The organism is Pyramidobacter sp. CG50-2 (assembly GCF_003612005.1).
In the GTDB taxonomy this organism is placed as follows: Bacteria; Synergistota; Synergistia; order Synergistales; family Dethiosulfovibrionaceae; genus Pyramidobacter.
Map to the genome: position 1 here is coordinate 1 of NZ_RAWT01000005.1, position 18,501 is coordinate 18,501.

Annotated in this window: 18 protein-coding genes; 14 read left to right on the top strand and 4 right to left on the bottom strand. The window is 61.8% G+C overall.

The window, feature by feature from the left end:
• The first annotated feature begins 542 nt into the window (after nucleotides 1-542).
• The 5 genes from D7D26_RS01665 to holA all read left to right on the top strand — a co-directional run bounded on the left by D7D26_RS01665 (nucleotide 543) and on the right by holA (nucleotide 6,485).
• Complete coding sequence (locus D7D26_RS01665; protein ID WP_078017162.1) at nucleotides 543-968, top strand: OmpH family outer membrane protein; 426 nt, start codon at nucleotides 543-545, stop codon at nucleotides 966-968.
• A gap of 119 nt (nucleotides 969-1,087) precedes the next feature.
• Nucleotides 1,088-1,582, top strand: coding sequence for an adenosine-specific kinase (locus tag D7D26_RS01670; RefSeq protein ID WP_120371768.1), 495 nt, complete (start codon nucleotides 1,088-1,090; stop codon nucleotides 1,580-1,582).
• A 27-nt stretch (nucleotides 1,583-1,609) separates the two neighbouring features.
• On the top strand, nucleotides 1,610-2,965 hold the full coding sequence (gene radA / locus D7D26_RS01675) for a DNA repair protein RadA (RefSeq protein WP_120371769.1): 1,356 nt from the start codon (nucleotides 1,610-1,612) through the stop codon (nucleotides 2,963-2,965).
• 94 nt (nucleotides 2,966-3,059) lie between these two features.
• Entirely contained in the window at nucleotides 3,060-5,570 is a 2,511-nt protein-coding gene (gene leuS / locus D7D26_RS01680; RefSeq protein ID WP_078017159.1) for a leucine--tRNA ligase, read from the top strand.
• Nucleotides 5,571-6,485: a DNA polymerase III subunit delta gene (gene holA, locus D7D26_RS01685; RefSeq protein ID WP_120371770.1), complete on the top strand. Its 915-nt coding sequence runs from the start codon at nucleotides 5,571-5,573 to the stop codon at nucleotides 6,483-6,485. It abuts the gene before it with no gap.
• A gap of 81 nt (nucleotides 6,486-6,566) precedes the next feature.
• Here the strand turns inward: holA and rpsT are convergent, their stop codons facing one another.
• Entirely contained in the window at nucleotides 6,567-6,848 is a 282-nt protein-coding gene (gene rpsT / locus D7D26_RS01690) for a 30S ribosomal protein S20 (protein WP_120371771.1), read from the bottom strand.
• A 194-nt stretch (nucleotides 6,849-7,042) separates the two neighbouring features.
• Between rpsT and D7D26_RS01695 the strand changes: the two genes are divergently transcribed.
• From D7D26_RS01695 to D7D26_RS01720, 6 genes are all read left to right on the top strand, one after another.
• The gene (locus D7D26_RS01695; RefSeq protein ID WP_120371772.1) at nucleotides 7,043-8,983 is read left to right on the top strand and encodes an ATP-dependent DNA helicase; all 1,941 of its coding nucleotides are present in this window, start codon (nucleotides 7,043-7,045) and stop codon (nucleotides 8,981-8,983) included.
• 110 nt (nucleotides 8,984-9,093) lie between these two features.
• Nucleotides 9,094-9,228, top strand: coding sequence for a 50S ribosomal protein L34 (rpmH, locus tag D7D26_RS01700; RefSeq protein WP_078015440.1), 135 nt, complete (start codon nucleotides 9,094-9,096; stop codon nucleotides 9,226-9,228).
• Between the two features lie 10 nt (nucleotides 9,229-9,238).
• Nucleotides 9,239-9,616, top strand: coding sequence for a ribonuclease P protein component (locus D7D26_RS01705; protein ID WP_078015439.1), 378 nt, complete (start codon nucleotides 9,239-9,241; stop codon nucleotides 9,614-9,616).
• Complete coding sequence (gene yidD, locus D7D26_RS01710) at nucleotides 9,597-9,887, top strand: membrane protein insertion efficiency factor YidD (protein WP_274703147.1); 291 nt, start codon at nucleotides 9,597-9,599, stop codon at nucleotides 9,885-9,887. Before D7D26_RS01705 ends, yidD begins: the two co-directional genes overlap by 20 nt.
• Before the next feature lie 7 nt (nucleotides 9,888-9,894).
• Nucleotides 9,895-10,821 (top strand): YidC/Oxa1 family membrane protein insertase, encoded by a 927-nt coding sequence (locus tag D7D26_RS01715; protein WP_120371773.1) that lies wholly within the window; start codon nucleotides 9,895-9,897, stop codon nucleotides 10,819-10,821.
• A 29-nt stretch (nucleotides 10,822-10,850) separates the two neighbouring features.
• On the top strand, nucleotides 10,851-11,690 hold the full coding sequence (locus D7D26_RS01720; protein ID WP_120371774.1) for a Jag family protein: 840 nt from the start codon (nucleotides 10,851-10,853) through the stop codon (nucleotides 11,688-11,690).
• 114 nt (nucleotides 11,691-11,804) lie between these two features.
• Here D7D26_RS01720 and D7D26_RS01725 read toward each other — a convergent pair whose 3' ends face one another.
• Nucleotides 11,805-13,706, bottom strand: coding sequence for a S9 family peptidase (locus D7D26_RS01725; RefSeq protein WP_233543425.1), 1,902 nt, complete (start codon nucleotides 13,704-13,706; stop codon nucleotides 11,805-11,807).
• 90 nt (nucleotides 13,707-13,796) lie between these two features.
• On the opposite strand from D7D26_RS01725, the gene D7D26_RS01730 reads away from it, so the two are divergent.
• The 3 genes from D7D26_RS01730 to D7D26_RS01740 all read left to right on the top strand — a co-directional run bounded on the left by D7D26_RS01730 (nucleotide 13,797) and on the right by D7D26_RS01740 (nucleotide 17,279).
• Nucleotides 13,797-14,876 (top strand): bifunctional enoyl-CoA hydratase/phosphate acetyltransferase, encoded by a 1,080-nt coding sequence (locus tag D7D26_RS01730; protein WP_255415960.1) that lies wholly within the window; start codon nucleotides 13,797-13,799, stop codon nucleotides 14,874-14,876.
• A gap of 261 nt (nucleotides 14,877-15,137) precedes the next feature.
• Nucleotides 15,138-16,205: a butyrate kinase gene (buk, locus tag D7D26_RS01735; RefSeq protein ID WP_120371776.1), complete on the top strand. Its 1,068-nt coding sequence runs from the start codon at nucleotides 15,138-15,140 to the stop codon at nucleotides 16,203-16,205.
• A 9-nt stretch (nucleotides 16,206-16,214) separates the two neighbouring features.
• Nucleotides 16,215-17,279 (top strand): threonine aldolase family protein, encoded by a 1,065-nt coding sequence (locus tag D7D26_RS01740; RefSeq protein ID WP_233543426.1) that lies wholly within the window; start codon nucleotides 16,215-16,217, stop codon nucleotides 17,277-17,279.
• Here D7D26_RS01740 and D7D26_RS12110 read toward each other — a convergent pair.
• Together D7D26_RS12110 and D7D26_RS12115 are read right to left on the bottom strand one after the other, a co-directional pair.
• Nucleotides 17,165-18,157, bottom strand: coding sequence for a hypothetical protein (locus D7D26_RS12110; RefSeq protein WP_147413022.1), 993 nt, complete (start codon nucleotides 18,155-18,157; stop codon nucleotides 17,165-17,167). The genes D7D26_RS01740 and D7D26_RS12110 overlap by 115 nt on opposite strands.
• A complete protein-coding gene (locus tag D7D26_RS12115; RefSeq protein ID WP_147413023.1) occupies nucleotides 18,154-18,501 on the bottom strand; it encodes a hypothetical protein in 348 nt (115 codons plus the stop codon). The genes D7D26_RS12110 and D7D26_RS12115 overlap by 4 nt, the downstream gene beginning before the upstream one ends.

Genomic DNA, 18,501 nt, shown 5'->3' on the forward strand with positions numbered 1-18,501 from the left:
GGCCGGAACAGGCGCCTGCGGAAGCGAAGTAACGGCCGAAACGGGAAAAACGGAACGAAGGATCCCCGAGCGGGGGACGCGCAAAAAACGCGTCTCCCGATCGGGGATCTTTCGTTCGCGGAAAGTCACGTTTCATTTTTTCTCCGTCCGGTTTCTCCGCGGTGGTTTGCGTTCTTTTGCTGTTCGAGATTTTAGTTTTTAGTCAAGAAACAGTATAAGACGGTCTCTTCGCTTTTGCGGTCGGGCTGCCGGATAAAGGCTGCCAAGCGGCGACGCAGTCGTCGGCGCTTGGCTCGGTGGCGCTGACCAGCGTGTTGTATCAGGGATCGAAGTTCAAATTCTTTTACCTCGGACGAATTTTAATAAAATTTGTTTCTTAATTTTATCAGAAAACAGGCAAACGTGCGCAGAGAGTCGATTGATGGTACAATAAGCCGTCGTCGGGGAGCGGCGGCGTACGTCGAGCCGTCGTCTGGACGGGACGGCGTCTTTGCAGTACAATAATCGCGGTCAATCAGAATGAACCAAGGAGGAATTACCAAATGAAGAAGTTTTTCCATGTCTTTACACTGCTTGCGGCTCTGACGCTGGTCATCGCCGGCGCGGCTTACGCCGATACGAAGATCGGCGTAGCCGACATGCAGAGGATCCTTTTCAATCATCCCAGCTTTGCGCAGGTCAGCAAGAGGATCGAAGCGGTGTATCGTTCCAAGGAGCAGGAGCTGAAAAGCGCTCTCGAAAAGGTTACCGACAAGAAGAAAGGCGCCGAGACGATCGAAGCCAAACGCCGCGAAGCCGCGCAGGAAGAGATGAAGCTCAAGGAACCCATTTACAAGGAGATCCGCCAGGCCGTCCGCACCGTGGCCAAGAACAAGGGCTGCGACGTGGTTCTCGACTCACAGGCCGTTCAGTTCGGCGGCGTCGATCTCACCGCCGACGTCATCAATGAGCTAAAGAAAAAGAAGTAACTCTGATACGAAAAATATCCCGCGTCCTGACGCGGGATATTTTTTTGTCGCGATTTCACGGCTGAAGTTGTATGATTGAACAAGCTCTCAAAAAAACGCTTGAAACGGAGGAGAATACAATGGCGGACATTCAATGGCACATCGTACAGACGGAATTTCCCTCGGACTGCAACGTGATCGTCGGACAGAGCCACTTCATCAAGACGGCGGAGGACCTTTACGAGGTCATGGCGACTTCGGCGCCGGGCATGGAGTTCGGCGTGGCCTTCTGCGAAGCGTCGGGCGACTGCAAGATCCGCTACGAAGGCAATAATCAGGAGATGGTCGATCTGGCCGTCAAGAACGCCCGGGCGATCGCCTGCGGACACACGTTCTTCATCGCTCTGCGCAAGGCGTACCCGCTCAACGTGCTGGACCGCGTCAAAAACTGTCAGGAAGTGTGCCGCGTTTTCGCGGCGACGGCTAACCCGCCGCAGATCATCGTCGCTCAGACCGAACAGGGGCGCGGTATCGCCGGCGTGATCGACGGCTTCCCGCCGGCGGGCGTCGAGACGGCGGAAGACATCGAAGCTCGCCGCGATCTGCTGAACCGGATCATCGGCTACAAGCGTTAGCGCGCCGTCAGAGGCGAAGGAGGAACCATGGCGAAAAAAGACGGCAAGCGGTACTGCTGCATCGAATGCGGCTACGTTTCCCTGGTCCCTTCGGGCAAGTGCCCGCGCTGCGGCGCCTGGGGCACCCTGGAAGAGGAGATCCCCGTCGCGCCCAGCATGGCGGCCGCCGGCACGGCGAAGATCCTCACGCCGGTGGACATCAGCACGCTGGAACCGCCTCAGCGGCTCGCCTCCGGTTTCGGCGAGCTGGACCGCGTGCTGGGCGGCGGCTGGGTGCCCGGCGGCGTCGTGCTGCTGGGCGGCCAGCCCGGCATCGGCAAATCGACGCTGCTGCTGCAAGTCTGCGGTCACATTTCGTCGACGGGGCGGCGCGTGCTCTATATCTCCGGCGAAGAGTCGCCGTCGCAGCTGGGGCTGCGCGCCAAACGGCTGAGGATCCTTCACGACGGGCTCGACGTCTGCTGTCACACGGTCGTCGACGACGCCCTGGCGCTGGCGAAGGATCACAGCCTGATCGTCGTGGACAGCGTGCAGGCCATGCGCACTTCGCAGGCCGAAGGCTGGCCGGGCACGCCCACGCAGGTGCGCGCCACGGCGCAGGTTTGCGTCAACTATGCCAAGGAACACGGCATCCCCATGGTGCTCGTCGGACACATTACCAAGGAAGGGCGCATCGCCGGCCCCATGCTGCTGGAGCACATGGTGGACGCGGTGATCATGTTCGCCGACGACAATTCGTCGGTGTACCGCACGCTGCGGGCCAGCAAGAACCGTTACGGAGGCACCGACGAGATGGGCATTTTCGAGATGCGCAGCGACGGCTTGGCGGAAGTGCCCGATCCCAGCTATCTCTATTGGAACCGTTCCGACGGCGCTGTGTCGGGCGTCGTCATGACCGTGATCATGGAAGGCTCGCGTCCGCTGGTGGCCGAAATCCAGACGCTGGCGAGCCAAAGCAGTTTCGCCTACCCCAAGCGCGCCGGCATCGGCCTCGGCGCCAACAAGATCGGCATGCTGCTGGCGGTGCTGCAGAGCCGCTGTGCCTTGCCCTCGCTGCGCGACGACATTTACTGCAACGTCGCCGGCGGGCTGGAGATCCACGATCCCGGCGCCGATCTGGCGCTGGCGGCGTCGATGGCTTCGGCGCTGACGGGGCGGAACGTCCTGCCCGAGTGCTGCCTGATCGGCGAGGTCGGACTGGCCGGCGAAGTGCGTCCCGTTTCCGGTCTGGCGCAGAGATTGCGCGAGGCGGCGCGGCTGGGCTTCAAACGCGCCGTGGTCAGTTCCCGCGAGGAGAAGCCGCAGCTCGACGCCGAAATCGAGCTGATCCGCGTGCTTTCGGTCAGCGAAGCGCTGACCCGCGCCAGTGTGGTTGAGCCATAGTTTTTCAAAATTTTGTGAACAGATCCCGAAAAACTGCTATAATCGCAGTGATTTTTTTCTTGTGCGCAAGAATTTTCGAGGAGGAAGCTTCTGCATGGAATACGATTTCAAGTCGATTGAAAAAAAATGGCAAGACTACTGGGACGAGCACAAAACCTTCAAGACTGTGGAAGACCCTTCGGTCCCCGCCGATAAGCGGCGTTACGTTCTGGACATGTTCCCCTATCCTTCGGGAGCCGGGCTTCACGTGGGGCATCCCGAAGGCTATACGGCGACGGATATCTACTGCCGTTATCTGCGCATGAACGGCTACAACGTGCTGCACCCGATGGGATTCGACTCTTTCGGACTGCCGGCCGAGAACTACGCCATCAAGACGGGCACTCATCCCAAGGTGACGACGGAGAAGAACATCGACATTTTCCGCGCTCAGATCAAATCGTTGGGGTTCAGCTACGACTGGGACCGCGAGGTCTCCACCTGCGATCCCGAATATTATAAGTGGACGCAGTGGCTGTTCTTGCAGATGTTCAAGAAGGGGCTGGCCTACGAGGCGCAGATCCCCATCAACTGGTGTCCTTCCTGCCAGACGGGACTGGCGAACGAGGAAGTCAAGGAAGGACATTGCGAGCGCTGCGGACATCAGGTCTACCGCCGCAACCTGCGCCAGTGGGTGCTGAAGATCACGGATTACGCCGAGCGCCTGTTGAACGATGTGGACAAGCTCGACTGGCCCGAGCCGATCAAAATCATGCAGCGCAACTGGATCGGCAAGAGCGTCGGCGCTGAAGTGACCTTCGAGATCGAGGGGGGGCACGGCGATCTCAAGGTTTATACGACCCGCCCCGACACGCTTTTCGGCGTTACCTACATGGTGCTGTCGCCGGAGCATCCGCTGGTGGAGAAGATCACGACCTCCGCGTGCCGCGAAGCGGTGCGGGAATACGTGCGCGAGGCGTCGCTCAAATCGGAGCTCGAACGAACGGAGCTGAACAAGGACAAGACCGGCGTCTTCACCGGCGCGTATGCGGTCAACCCGCTGAACGAGCAGCGCGTGCCGATCTGGATCTCCGACTACGTGCTGATCTCCTACGGCACCGGCGCCATCATGGCCGTGCCGGCGCACGACGGCCGCGACTGGGAGTTCGCCAAGAAATTCGGCCTGCCCATCGTCGAAGTCCTGAAAGGCAACGTGGACGTGCAGGAAGAAGTTTACGAAGGCGACGGTCCCCACGTCAATTCCGGTTTCCTCGACGGTCTTGGCATGCAGGAGGCAATCGATGCGGTCATTGCGTGGCTGGAAGAGCATGGCAAAGGCAAAAAAGCCGTCAACTACAAGCTGCGCGACTGGATCTTCTCGCGCCAGCGCTACTGGGGCGAACCGATGCCGCTGATCCACTGCCCGCACTGCGGCACCGTCCCCGTTCCCGAGGAGCAGCTGCCTCTGCTGCTGCCCGAGGTGAAGAAGTATGAACCGACCGGTACCGGCGAGTCGCCGTTAGCCAACGTGGAAGAATGGGTGAACACGACCTGCCCCGTCTGCGGCGCTCCCGCCAAACGCGAGACCAATACCATGCCTCAGTGGGCCGGTTCGTGCTGGTATTATTTGCGCTTCCTTGACCCGCACAACGACAAGGAATTCGCGGCTCGCGACACCATCGACTACTGGATGCCGGTCGATCTGTACGTAGGCGGCGCCGAACACGCCGTGCTTCACCTGCTGTACGCCCGCTTCTGGCACAAAGTGTTCTACGATCTTGGCCTGGTCAACACGGACGAACCGTTTGCCCGCCTCGTCAACCAGGGCATGATCACGTCCTTTGCCTATCAGCGTCCCGACAAATCTTTGGTCGCCGTCGATCAGGTGGAGGACCCCGCTCCCGACACGTTCGTCGAAAAGGGGACCGGCGTGAAGCTGGAGCGCGTCGTCGCCAAGATGTCGAAGTCGCTCAAGAACGTCATCAACCCCGACGAGATCGTCAAGAACTATGGCGCCGATTCGCTGCGGCTGTACGAGATGTTCATGGGGCCGCTGCAGATGTCCAAACCTTGGTCCACGCAGGGGCTTCAAGGCGTGTACCGCTTCCTCGAAAAGGTCTGGAAGCTGGGCGAAAAGCCCCTCAGCGACGAGCCGGTGCCGGCCGAACTGGAAAAGACGCTGCACCGGACCATCAAGAAGGTGAGCGACGATACGGCGACGCTGAACTTCAACACCGCCATTTCGCAGATGATGGTGCTGGTCAACGAAGCCGGCAAGGCCGACGTGTGCTACCGCGGCATGATGGACGTCTTCGCCCGTTTGCTGTCGCCTTATGCGCCGCATCTGGCCGAAGAGTTGTGGGCCAAGATCGGCAACGCGCCGTGCGTGTCGCTGGCGAAGTGGCCGGAGTATGACGAGAGATTGACTGTCAGCGAGACGGTGACGGTGCCCGTGCAGTTCAGCGGCAAAGTGCGCGAGAAACTCGAACTGCCGGCCGGGTTGGACAAAGACGCGCTGCTGGCCGCCGTCATGGCCGACCAGGCGGTCAAACGGCGTCTCGAGGGCAAGACGATCGTCAAGACCATCGTCGTTCCCGGAAAGCTGGTCAATCTGGTGGTGAAGTAAATGCCCGCGCTGGTGCTCATCGCGGCGCCGGCGGGCGCTCAGCCCCGCCTTCGCGCGGAAACGCTCTCCGCTTACGAAAAGAAAGGCTACGCGCTGGACCGGCGTCTGGAAACAGCCGCGTGGCCCGATCTGTTCGAAGAGGCTCTGACGCCGAGCCTCTTCGCCCCCCGGCGGATTTTCGAGGTCGACGACGGCCGGTCGCTGGGCGTTTTGCCCGACACGTACAAAAAATATGTCGAGCGCGGCGACGCCGACGTGATCTTTCTGATCCATTCCGACAAACCTTTGCAGAAGGAACTGGGCGACGTTTTCGAAACGGCCTTTTCCGTATCCTATGAAGCGGCGCCTTATTGGCCGAACCAGCGTGTCGGCTGGTTGCAAAGGCTTGCCCGCGCTTCGGGCTGCTCTCTGGACGCGGCGGCGGCGGCGCTGCTGGCGGAGTGGATCGAAGACGAGGAAGAGCTGCGCAGCGAGGTGGACAAGCTGGCCAAAGCGGCGCCGAACAAGCGCATCACGGTGCAGCAGGTCAATTCCCTCTCCATGGACGAAGGCGGCAAAGGCGTGCTCAACCTGCTCGACGCCGTCGCCAAGGCCGACGTCGCCGCCGCCGTGAAAAGCCTCGCGGTCCTGCGCGAGGAAGGCGAACTGATCCCCGCGCTTGCGGCGGTGCATAAGCGCGTGCGCGGCGCCATGTTCGCGGCTCGCTTGGGCGATGCCGGGGCGGGAGCGGTGCATCTCACCAATTTTCAGACAAAGATGGCCCGCGCCATGGCGCAGACCTACGGCCCCGAACTCCTGTCGCTGTGGCTGGGCGAGCTGATCCGCCTGTCCTGGAGCGAGCGCAGCGGCGAGGGCGAAGGCTGGGAAGGGCTGGAAAAGCTCCTTCTCGCCGTCATGTCCCGCGCCGCGGGATAAAGGCCGAAAATCGAAAGGACAAAAACGCCGCCGGAAGACGTTCATTCATCTTCCGGCGGCGTTTTTTATGGTCGTTGAAACTTATTCGGCGGGCTTTTCGGCGGAGAGGAACTTGACCTTCGCAGTCATCAGGGCCTTTCTGCGGGCGGCTGTATTGCGATGGAGCACGCCTTTGACAACGGCTTTGTCGAACACGGACTGGGCCGCGTTGAGCTGGAGCACGGCGGCTTCGGCATCGCCGTTCTGGACGGTGGCGAGGACCTTTTTCATGGCGGTCTTGCAGCGGCTCTTCCAGTAGCGGTTGTAAAGACGGTTTCTCTCAGAAGTGCGGACGCGCTTGATAGCGGACTTCTTGTTGGGCATTCGGTTCACCTCCTCCGGTTAAACGATAAGAATTCTACCACGGACCGTGGTTTATTCGCAACAGACAAATGATATTCTACCAGAAAAACAATAAAATGGGAATGGAGGCCAAACGGTCCGATTCGTTGTAAAATATCTTCCTGGAGCGCTTTGAAAAACTCCGCCTATTCTATTCAGAAAAACACGGTGATCGCATGGAAGATTTTTTCGGTCCCGAAGGGATTCTCAACGCGCGCCTTCCGAATTTCGAATATCGCCGGCAGCAGCGCGAACTGGCTGAAAAAATAGAGAATTTTTTGCAGTCGGACCGGCGTCTTCTGGCGGCGGAAGCGCCCACGGGCGTCGGCAAAACCTACGCGATGCTGGTCCCCGCCATGCGGTGGGCCGTGGCGAACAACAGCACCGTGCTGGTGCTCACGTCGGGCATCACGCTGCAGGAACAGCTGATCTACAAGGACATTCCCGCGCTGCTGGACGTGCTGGGGCTCGACCTGCCCTACGGACTGCTCAAAGGCCGCAGCAACTACGCCTGCATCCGCAAAGCCCGCGAGATCGGCGCGGAAGGTTTTCTCGACTTCGGCGGCGATAAGGGGCAGGCTTCGCGCGACATCAGCGGCTGGCTTTACGCCACCGAAACCGGCGACCTGAGCGAACTGAGCCTGGGCGACACCCATCCGGCCCGCGAGCGCATCGCCTCGTCCTATCTGACCTGTCTCGGTCCTTATTGCCCGCATCACGAGCGCTGTTTCTACAACAAGGTGATGCGCAGCCTGTCGCATTGGCGCGTCATCGTCGCCAACTATCACGTCTATTTCTCCTACGTGCTGGGGCAGCGCAAGCCCTTTCCGGCTCCTTTCGGACTGCTGATCTGCGACGAGGCGCACAAGATGGAGGACGCGGCCCGCGCGGTCACGCAGGTGGGCGTCGACGCGCGCGACTGGCAGCGCCTTTTGCGGCGCGCGCCCCGCCTCGACAAGGTGGAGGCGTCTTTGCTGCGTAGCGTGGACTGCCCGGCCGATCGTTTCGCCGAGGAAGTGGCCGATCTGAGCCGGGTCTCCGAGAGCGTTTTCGATCAGCTCGCCGCGCGGCTGCCCGACGGGAAAAGTTTCACGGCCTATCCGCCGGAGCTGAAAAACGACACGGCCGAGCTGCTGGTCAAATGCGACCGGATCATCGGCCATCTGGACGAACTCCAGGAAGCGGCCGCAGGCGGCGGGCGCGACGCGAACGCCCTGCAGGACGACGGCAGGATCGCCGTCTGGAACGGCGAACTGACGGCGTTCCGCGACTCGCTGCGCTGGTGCTGCGACACGCAGAACTATCCCGAATGGGCCTATTGGCGCGAGGGCGGCAGCCTGAAGAGCTCCTGCGTGAACGGCAGCGACCTGATCCCGCCGGCCTTCGACGACGACGAGATCAAAGTCATCGCCCTGTCGGCGACGATGACGGTGGATCGTTCTTTCGAATACTGGGCCAATGAAACGGGACTGGCCCCCGACGAGACGGCGGTGCTCGATTCGCCGTTCGATCTGCCTTCGCTGATGGAGATCGACGTCGTCGATCTGGGGCTGCAGGTGATGTCGCCGGGCTACGCCGACGCGGTGGCGCGGGTGTGCCGCAAGTACGCGCGCGAAAACGGCGGCGCGACGCTGGTCCTGCTCTCGTCGCGGCGGCTGCTGACGGCCGTTTCCGCGTATCTGAAGATGAACGCTGAAAAGGACCGGCTGAACATCCTCGTGCAGGGCGACCTGCCGCGCACGGAGCTGCTGGAACTGTTCAAGGAAAACGAGCGCAGCGTGCTGGTGGGCATGGCGTCGTTCCGCGAGGGCATCGACGTGCCCGGCGAGGCGCTCACGCAGGTGATCATCGACCGCATCCCCTTTCCCCATCCCGACGATCCCGTCGGCGAGGCGCGCGCCAAGCTGGAAGGCCGCGAAAATTTCGTCAAGGCGGTGCTGCCCGGCGCCAAAATGCAGCTGCGCCAGGCGGCGGGACGGCTGATCCGCACCGGCGCCGACCGGGGGCGCGTGGTGATCCTCGACGGGCGCATCGTGACCCGCCCCGACTGGAAAATCCTGAACAGTCTGCCGGCGGTCCCCGTGAAAAAATACCGCCTGGTCGGCGCTCGTAAATGAATTTGCGTATTTACAACTTCGCCCCGGATGTGATATAGTTCGAGGGCTGAATTAACTATCCAGAAAAGTATTTTCGTGCTGGAGTTCCTAGATTAGGAGGTGTACATCGGATGAAGCAGACTTTTCAGCCTCACGTCAGATCGCGCAAGAGGAGCATGGGATTCCTCGCCCGTTCCCGGTCCCACGGCGGACGCGGCGTGCTCGCCGCGCGTCGCGCCAAAGGCCGCAAGCGCCTGGCCGTCTGATCCGCAAGCCTTGGTCTTCCCATATCCCGCTTCATTACGGCTTAAACAGGGCTGGGAATACGACACACTATTCCGCACCGGCAGTCGTTTAAAAGGCAGGCTGGTGCGGTTGTTGTTTGTTAAGGCGCCCGACGGCAAAACGCGCTTCGCCATGGCGGTCGGCAGAAAGGTCGCCAAGGCGCACCTGCGCAACCGCGGCCGCCGCATGCTCAAAGAATCGCTGCGCCGTCTCCACCCCTGGATGAAAGAGGGCTGGTGGTTCGCCTGCATGCTGAACGAGCAGGGGCTTCGGGCGAAAGCCGACGAGGTGTATGCCGATCTTGGCGCTTTGTTGAAGCGCAGAGGCTTTATGAAAGATGACTGGCCCGGTGCGATCTGGTATCAGTAGGTTCTTCGTCTGGCTCCTGGTGCTGCCGATCCACGGCTACAAGCGCTGGATCTCGCCGCTGCTGGGCCATCACTGCCGTTTTTATCCCAGCTGTTCAAGTTACGCCGTCGAGGCGCTGAAAGTCCACGGTCCCGTGAAAGGGCTGGCGCTCGCCGTCTGGCGGCTGCTCCGCTGCGGCCCCTGGAGCGAGGGCGGTTTCGATCCGGTGCCGCCGGCGCGGAAAAAAAGCTCCAGGTTCTTTCCGTGGTTCACAAATTTACTGAGAAGGTGACTTGATTTTGTGGAAAGCTCTGAGTGATTATCTCTTTCAGTTTTTGAACTTCCTTTACAGCATGACCGGCAACTGGGGCTGGGCTATCGTCGCCCTGACGGTGATCGTCCGCCTGGCGCTGCATCCGCTGAACGCCAAGCAGATGCGCAGCATGCAGCAGATGCAGCGTCTTCAGCCTCGTCTCAAGGTGCTTCAGGAAAAATACGCCAATGACCGCGATACCCTCAGCCGCGAAACGATGGCGCTCTACAAGGAGAACAAGGTCAATCCGGCTTCGGGCTGTCTGCCGCTGATCATCCAGCTGCCGATCCTGATCCTGCTGTTCAACGTGCTGCGCGACGCCAGCGCCCAGTTCGGCGAGTCCACTTTCTGCGGCGTGCCTCTGGCCGGCACGGTGCTCTCCTCGATTGCCAAGGCGGTCGGTTTCAGCGGCGATCCTCTGACGGCCGGCTTCATGGACACGTGCCGCGCCGTCGGCACCAATCCCGCAGGACTTTCCGCCGTCGGCGTCTGGCTGCCGATCACGTTCCTGTTGCTGTTCATCGTCTTTTTGACCTGGTATCAGCAGAAGCTCAGCGCGCAGGGCAATCCGCAGATGGCGACGATGAACGTCGTCATGCCCATCTTTATGGGGTTCATCTGCCTTTCGATGCCCGGCGGGCTGCTCCTTTACTGGATGCTGTCCTCGCTGTTCGCCGTGATCCAGCAGTGGTTCACGGTGCGCAAGGTGGCCAAAGAGGAGAAGCCCGTCCTGTTCAAGGACAAGCCCCGCGAGGGCGAAGCGCCCGCTCAGAAAGCCGTCTTTACGCGCCGTCCCGTCAAAGAGAACCGCCCGGCTCCCCGGCGCGAGCTCGGGGAAATCCCCTCCGCTGCCGTGCAGAGCGGTGAAGCTTACGATGATTTCAGCGACTTCATCCCCAAACGGCGTAAGTAAAGCCTGACGTCGAAGGAGGTTCCCGCACTATGGAAGAAAACATTCTGAAGACTCAGGACGACGAAGTGCTGGTGCTGGAAGTTTCCTCGGAAGACGAGGCGCGCGACCGCGCCGCGTCTCGTTGGAACATCGCCAGGGAAGATGTGCTCCTCACCGTCGTCGGCGAAGAGAAAAAACTCTTTGGGCTTTTCGGCCGCAAGCTGAAGGTCGAAGCGCGCCGCCCCGCCGCCCCCGCGGCGGGACCGGCGGGACCGGCGAAAGCGGCCGAAGCGGACGGCGGATTTGTCGTTTTGCTTGAAAGAGTCCTGAAGGCGGCGGGGCTTGACCTCGAAGTCAACGTCCAGTCCGACGGCTCGGTTAACCTCTCCGGCCCCGACAGCCGCATCCTGCTGGCCGGTCGTCAGGGCGAGGGGCTGAAAGCCCTCGATTACATCGTCAACCTGATGGCCCGCAACGACGGTCCCGTGCCTCACGTGCGCATCGACTGCGAAGGGTTCCGTCGCAAGCGCGAGAAGGATCTGGAGCGCATCGCCATGGACGCCGCCAAGGAAGCCATGAAGACGCGGCGCACCGTGTACCTTCAGCCCATGTCCAGCTGGGAGCGCCGCATCGTCCACCTGACCCTGCGCGAAAGCGCCAACGTGGAAACTCATTCCATCGGCGTCGAGCCCGGCCGCAAAGTGGCCGTCCGCCTGATCAGCGGCGGGCGTCCCGAGCGTCGTTACGAGGACGAGGAGCGGCGCGAACGTCCCGACCGCCAGCGCGGCGAGCGCTCCGGCAGCCGCCGGCCCCGTCGCCGCCGCTCTCACCGTTCGGACGCATCGTCGGGCGGAGCGTCTCAGGCGTCCGCGGACGACAACGCAGAGTAACGAAAAAATCCATCCCGATGTCTGAAAACATCGGGATGGATTTTTTCGTTCAAGGGATCGTCCTGTCCGTGCCAATTTGCGGACAGGACGATCTTTTTGTTGCGGGGTGACGGATTATTCGCCGTCGCGGCCGAGTCCCAGATGCTCGGTGAGGAACGCGTCCATGGCGCGGTAGAAGTCGAAGCGGTTTTCCTCGTTGTGGAAGCCGTGGCCTTCGTTGTCCTTGACCATGTACTGCACTTTCACGCCGCGGCGGCGCATGGCCTCGACCATGGCGTCGGACTGCGCCTTGACGACGCGGGGATCGTTGGCGCCCTGGGCGATGAACAGTGGCGCTTTGATTTTGTCGGCGTGGAGCGCGGGCGAGGTGGCTTCGAACTGGGCTTTGTCCTTTTCGGGATGGCCGATGGTTTCGTACATCTGTTCGAGCAGCGGCTTCCAGTATTCGGGGATGGACTGGAAAAGCGTGAAGATGTTGCTGACGCCCACGTAATCGACGCCGCAGGCGTAGAGTTCCGGCGTCTTGATCAGCCCCATCAGCGTCGCGTAGCCGCCGTAGGAGCCGCCGTAAATGGCGATGCGCTTGGGATCGGCGATGCCCTGATCGATCAGCCATGCGACGCCGTCGCTGATGTCGTCCTGCTGTTTCAGTCCCCACTGTTTGAAGCCGGCTTCCCAGAAGGCTTTGCCGTAGCCGGTGGAAACGCGGTAATTGACCTGCAGCACGGCCAGGCCGCGGTTGGCGAGGAGCTGGGCTTCGGTGTCGTAGCCCCAGGTGTCGCGGGCTTCGGGGCCGCCGTGGACGACGACGATCGCGGGCAGATTTTTCGCTTCCACGCCGACGGGCAGCGTCAGGTAACCGTGGATGGTCAGGCCGTCGCGGGCGGCGTAGCTGATCGGTTTCATCTCGGCGAGATGTTCTTCCTTGAGCCACGGGTAGAAATCGGTGACCTGCGTAAAGGCGCCGGGCTGGTCCTTGTCGTAGTAATACAGCCGTCCGGGCACGCGGTCCGAACCGACGGCGACGAACAGGCGTTTTTCGTCTCTCGACATGTCGCTGACGCCGACGCGCAGGCCGGGGAACCGCGCCTGAAGCGCGTTGTAAAAGGCCTCGGCTTCCGTGTCGAAGTAGACGCGGTGCAGCTTGTCGGTGTAGTAGGTGGCTCCGAGCAGTTTTTTGTGCAGGTTGGACCAGATGATGCCGCCGACGCCGGCTTCGCCGTTTTCGTAGATCAGTTTCTGCGTGCCGGCGGCGGGATCGTACTCGAACAGCGCGCCCTTGTCGCGGCCGATGTCGGAAATGATGTAGAGGCGTTTGTTGTCGGCCGTGAAGACCTGGGGCGAGACGCTGTCGCGAAAATCGGTCTCGAACAGCGTTTTCCACGGCGAATCCTCGCTGTCGCGATAAAGCAGTCGCGTCGTGGTGCCCACGTATTCGGTGGCGAGGCGCAGTTTGCCGTCGTGGTCGGTGCCCCAGCCCACGATCGTGCCGGGATTTTCGGCGATCAGTTCGAGCGCGCCGGTGAGCACGTTCAGGCGGTAGACGTCGAAGACGCGGCGGTCGCGTTTGTTCATCTCGATGAGGATGTGCTCGTCGTCCTCCTCGAGCTGGTCGACGATGCCGCTTTTGACGCCGTCGAACGGCGTCATGTCCCTGACGTCGGAGCCGTCCCTGGCGACGGAGTAAATGTGGTGGTTCTCGTCGCCGCCCTTGTCCTGCATGTAGACGAGGCGGTCGTTGCTGACCCAGCCGTAGCCGGCGATGTCGCGCTCGGTGGCGGAGGTGACGCGCGTGCCTTCGCCCGAGCTGAGCGCGTCGACGGCGGCGACGTAGACGTTCATGCGGCCTTTCCAAGGGGCCAGCCAGGCGTAATGGAGCCCGTCCGGCGCGATCGTGAAGCGCGCCTTGTCCGGCAGGCGGAAAAAATCCTCGACGGGGATCAGCGGCGGGCGCTGGGCGGCGCCGGCGCTCGAGGCAAGCGTCAGCAGAGCGGCGATCAGAAGCAGAAATTTCAAAACGATCAGTCCTTTCGGTAGCGTTGAATTTGAAAAACACCTTTGTAGTTTAGCAGAATCGGCGGGAAAGAACATGGCGAAACGCACAATATGGAATTTTTTGCGGCAGACCGCCGAGGGGATGATTTTGACTTTCGCCTTTCAATCTTTTGCCGCCGAGTGTATAATCAAGGCATAAAATCGCGCTGGAGGTCTTTTCTCCTGTGGCGCAAATCATCCAAGGAGGAATTTTTTATGGAACAGCTTCGCAGTCTGAGCGCGCTTCTGGATTACGCCAAGCAGATCACCGCCGCCAAAGGTCCCAAATGCATCGCCGTCGCCAAAGCCGACGATCCCGGCCTGTTCGAGGCCATGGAAGACGCCCGCAAGGCCGGCATCGCCAGGTTCACCCTCACCGGCGAGCGCGCCAAGATCGAGGCCGCCGCAAAGGCCGCCGGCGCCGATCTGGCCGACTACAACGTGATCGAGTGCTCCGCCAGCGAGGCGGAAATGGCGATCAAGGCCGTCACCGAAGTTTCCTCCGGCAAGGCCGACATCTACATGAAGGGGCAGCTGCACACCGCCAACTTCCTGCGCGGCATGCTGAACAAGGAAGTGGGCCTGCGCCGCGGCAAGAACACCATTTCCCACTGCTATTTCCACCATGTCGAAGGGTACGACCGGATCTTCTTCGTCGCCGACGCCGCTTTCAACATGTATCCCGACGTGGCCCAGAAGGCCGACATCATCCGCAACGCCGTCCAGCTGGCCCATTCCTTCGGCATCGAGCGCCCCAAGGTCGCCTGTCTGGCCGCGGTCGAGGAAGTCAACCCCGACATGCCCGCCACGCTCGACGCCGCCGCGCTGACGGCGATGGGCAACCGCGGCCAGATTACCAACTGCGTCGTCGACGGCCCGTTCGCGCTTGACAACGCGATCTCCGAGGAGTCGGCCAAAACCAAGGGCATCGCTTCGCTGGTCGCCGGCAAAGCCGATATCCTGCTGGTTCCCAACATCGAAACCGGCAACGCGCTGGCGAAAGCTATCGTCTACTTCTCGAAGAACGAGACCGCCGGCCTCGTGCTCGGCGCCGCGGCGCCCGTCATCCTGACCAGCCGCGCCGATTCGCCGCGCGCCAAGCTGCTTTCCGCGGCCGCGGCGGTCGTGCTCGCCGACAGCATGAAAAAATAAAACGTTTCGCGCGCAAGAAGCCGTTCGACCGTCGTCGGGCGGCTTCTTGCCGAACGAAGGTCTCTCGCGGCGCATTGATATTCATTTTCAATTAAATAAAAGGCATCGTTGAAAATGCCGCGCGGAGGCAGCACCGCACAAAAAGCGAAGCGAGTCCCTTGAGGAGCGGCGCTCTGAAAAGGGCGGGAGTTCTTCGCTCTTTTCAGCGAAAACAAGTATGAAAATCTCTCTGCGGAATATGGAAGGAGACGAACGATCATCATGAAAATTCTCGCGATCAATCCCGGCTCGACCAGCACGAAAATCGCCCTGTTCGAGGACGGCCGTCAGCTCTGGGACGACACGCAGCGCTACGACGCCGGCGTGACGGCGCAGTACGCGACCATCGCCGCCCAGCACGATTTCCGCCTCGCGGCCATCAAAGAAGCCATGGCGAAGCACGGGACGAAACCGTCGGAGCTCGATGCCGTCGTCGGCCGCGGCGGCCTGATGAAGCCCATCGTCAGCGGCACGTACGTCGTCAACGAGGCGATGCTGGCCGACCTCGAAAGCGCCAAATACGGCTCGCATGCCAGCAATCTCGGCGCGCGGCTTGCGCTGAGCCTGGCAACGGAGGGCGGCTGCGGCAAGGCGTTTATCGTCGATCCGGTCGTCGTTGACGAGCTGATGGACGAGGCGCGCGTCACGGGACTGCCGCAGGCTCGCCGCCGCTCGGTGTTCCACGCGCTGAACCAGAAAGCCATCGCCCGCCGCGCCGCGGCCGATCTCGGCAAGCCCTACGAGGAGTGCCGCCTGATCGTCGCCCATATGGGCGGCGGCGTCACCGTCGGCGCGCACGACTGCGGCCGCGTTATCGACGTGAGCAACGGCCTTGACGGCGAAGGCCCCTTCTCGCCGGAGCGCAGCGGCGCGCTGCCCGCTGCCGATGTCGTGAAACTGTGCTTCAGCGGCGAATACCGCCGCGAACAACTTCAGAAAATGATCAACGGCGCAGGAGGACTCGTCGCGCTGCTCGGCACCAACGACATGCGCGAGGTTTGCCGCCGCGTCGAATCCGGCGATGCGCGCGCGAAGCCGGTCTTCCATGCGATGGCGTATCGCGTCGCCTGCGAGATCGGCGCTCGTGCGGTCGCGCTGAGGGGACGGGTTGACGCGGTGGTTCTGACGGGCGGTCTCGCCTATTCCGAGGCGTTCGACGACGAAATCAGAGGCTGGATCGGCTTTATCGCCTCTGTCAAGGTTTATCCCGGCGAGGACGAGCTGAAAGCCCTCGCCGATGGCGGAGCCAGAGTTCTTTCGGGAGCCGAGTCGGCCAAAATTTACGCCTGACCGCGCGGCGTGACGAACGAAAACGAAGGAGCGAAGGTCATGATCCGTTTCAACTGCGATTACAGCGAGGGCTGCCATCCCTCTCTTCTCGAAGCCCTGGTCCGCACCAACATGGAGCAGACGCCCGGTTACGGCGAGGACGCGCACTGCGAACGCGCCGCCGCGCTGATCCGAGCCGCCTGCGCCGCGCCGGAGGCGGGCGTGCATTTCCTCGTCGGCGGCACGCAGGCCAACTTCGTCATGATCGCCGCGGCGCTGCGCCCGCACCAGGCCGCCGTCTGCGCCGACACCGGGCACATCAACGTGCACGAAAGCGGTGCCGTGGAGGCGACCGGGCACAAGGTGATCGCCGTGCCCGGGACGGACGGCAAGATCTCGGCCGCCCAGGTGCGCGCCGTCGTCGAAAACCATTGGGACGACGCCACCCACGAGCACATGGCCCAGCCCAAGCTGGTCTACGTCTCCAACCCGACCGAGCTGGGCACGATCTACAGCCTGGCCGAGCTGACGGCGCTGCACGATCTGTGCCGCGAAAAGAATCTTTTCCTTTACATGGACGGCGCGCGCCTGGGCTACGGTCTGGCGGCCGCGGGCAACGACCTGACGCTGGCCGACGTCGCCCGCCTGACCGACGCCTTTTACATCGGCGGCACCAAAGTCGGCGCGCTGTTCGGCGAGGCGCTGGTCATCGCCAACGAGGCGCTGAAGGAAGACTTCCGTTACATCGAAAAACAGCGCGGCGCCATGCTTGCCAAGGGACGCCTGCTGGGCGTGCAGTTCGAGACGCTCTTTACGGACGATCTGTACCTGAAAATTTCCCGCCACGCCGTGGGCATGGCCATGCTGATCCGCGACGCCTGCCGCGCCAAGGGCTGGGAATTTTTGATGGAGTCGCCGACGAACCAGCAGTTCCCGATCGTTCCCGTCGAAGCGCTGAAAAAACTCGGCGAGAAGTACGCTTATTCGCCGTGGGCGAAAATCGACGAACGCCGCGAGGCCGTGCGCTTCTGCACCAGCTGGGCGACCAGGGAAGAAGACGTTCGCGCGCTCGCCGCCGACATCGCCGGATCGTAGAGAATTTTGCCGGCACAATGTTCCACGTGGAACACAAAACGCCGCCTCGAAACGATGATCGAGGCGGCGTCTTTTTTGCGATATATCGAAAAAACTTGCGGCTTTTCTAATCGGCGTGCATCCTGTGCCAGCCGGGATCGCCGCGGTGCTGCTGGTCGAGCCGGCCGGCCATGCCGTTCCAGATCGCGCGCAGCTCCTCGACGGAACGGCGCACCTTGCGCGCGTATGCGGGGCCGCCGGTGGAGCTGTACGAGGGATCGACCTTGAAGGCGTCGGGGGCGACGTTCTTGTTCGTGCGCAGCGGGGGTCAGTTCGGGGTCGCGCAGGACGACGATCTCGGCGATCGCCTGTGCGGCCAGTTTATCGACGTTGTCGAGGATCTGAGAGTCGTCCACGCCTATGGTGCCGAGCGCGTCGGCGCCGGGCAGTTTCGACACGGCGTCCACGGCCTTGTCGTAGAAACTCCTGGCGGCTTTTTGCTGCCGATCCAGCTCCGCGAAGGACTCTTCATATTCTTTCAGCTTAGCGTCGCTGACGGCCATGACGTGATTGTCGATGATGCGGGCGAGGTTGGCGATGCCGCTGCGAGCGCGTTTGCCGTCGACGTTGACGTATTGAGCGAGGCCGGAATAAAGCAGCACGTCGTTGAAAAGATAATTGTTCGGGTACGCGCCGCTGCGGGAGGCGCGGCCGGAAATCCCCTGCCCGCCGCGCAGCGATTCCACCATGGAGAGAAAAGCGCGGTAGGCGGCGTTGTACTCTCTAAGCGTCTCGGCGTACTCCGCGTCGTACTTGCGAAACCACTCGAAAGACTCGTGGAGCCGGTTGGCGCGCAGCACCATGCTGTTGACCATGATGCTGGTGACGAGCTGGTTCATATATTGGTCGAGGGTAGATTTTCTTGCGTAAGTGTTGTAGGCCTCGATGATTTCCTTGACGCGCTGAACGTTCCGGGCCGTGTCGCGGATGGCGGTCCGCTCGTCGAACAATTGCGCGCCGTCGTGTAGACCTGGAAATTCCTGAGGGCGAATTCCATGGAGGGGTCTTTGAAGACCGAGCCGACGACCAGCGGACGACGGATATCGTGCATCTGCTCCAGCAAATCCATCGCGACTTTCAGGTTCAGTCCCTCGGGACTGATTTCCGGCACCGGGAGCCGAGGCGGATCCTGATCGGCCTCGGGCGCCGCCGCGGCCAGCGCGGCGGTCCTTGCCTTTTTCAT